This window comes from Oleiphilus sp. HI0043 (assembly GCF_001634935.1).
Window position 1 is genome coordinate 1 of sequence record NZ_LWEY01001498.1, and the last position, 1057, is coordinate 1057.

Sequence of the window (1057 nt, forward strand, 5' to 3'; positions counted from 1 at the left end):
TGTAAGAATACTGGGCAAAGGTAAAAAAGGCAGCCGTTCCCTTACTGAACAAGAAGCTTTTGAAGCAATGAACATGATATTAAAGGGAGAAGTCGAAGACGTGCAGCTGGGCGCCTTCCTTATGCTATTACGCGTTAAAGAAGAATCTGCTGAAGAGCTCAGCGGCTTTGTAAAGGCCGTTAAAGAGCAACTTAATACCCCCGCAATCGCGGCCGATCTTGACTGGTCATCCTATGCCGGAAAACGACGCCACCTACCTTGGTACCTGCCAGCAATTTTCTTGCTGGCTCAAGCCGGTTATCGAGTCATGATTCACGGCGCAAGTGGTCATACTGCAAACCGCCTGTATACTGAAAATATTCTTAATGAACTAGGAATACCAGTCTCACGCTCATGGGAAGAAGTTGCAGACAGTATGAATGTTAGAAGCTTTGCTTACCTGCCACTCGATGCGATTAGCCCACGCTTGGCCGAAATGATCAATATGCGTCACTTGATGGGGCTGCGTTCCCCTGTTCATTCTTTATCGCGACTGATCAATCCCTTGAACGCAGATAGCGTACTCCAAGGAATATTCCACCCCCCCTATAGCGGCCTTCATCAAGAGGCTGGAGCACTACTAGGGTACCGATCACTTTCAGTAATAAAAGGTGAAGGCGGAGAGATTGAGCGAAATCCTGATAATGCCATGGTCGTAAAGTCAGCGATTAAGGGAGAGCTTACTGAAGAAGAGTGGCCTTCTCAATTTGAGCGAAGACACGTTAAAGGGCAGGATTTAACGGTTAACTACCTTAAGCAAGTTTGGCGTGGTGAGCAAGAAGACGAATATGCCTTAGGTGCCATTATCGGTACAACAGCCCTCGCCTTAAAATCTTTAAAACCAGAGTTCTCACAGAAGGACGCCTTCGCATTTGCCGAGAAACTTTGGAGTGAACGCAAATTAGACTTGATCTAATCTACGTTCTGTAAAACCTCTATCAAAGGCGCCAAATATTTTTCATACGGCGCCGATGCTCGCTTGGCATCTTTATATATAGGCTGCCTTACTTGCGCGACA

1 protein-coding gene is annotated in these 1057 nt (G+C 46.5%); it reads left to right on the forward strand.

Annotation, left to right across the window (positions count from 1 at the left end; all coding sequences use genetic code 11):
• Window positions 1-955 (forward strand): glycosyl transferase family protein (locus tag A3729_RS21580; protein ID WP_068634262.1); only part of this gene is annotated, 955 nt, incomplete at its 5' end.
• Between the last annotated feature and the right edge of the window lie 102 nt (window positions 956-1057).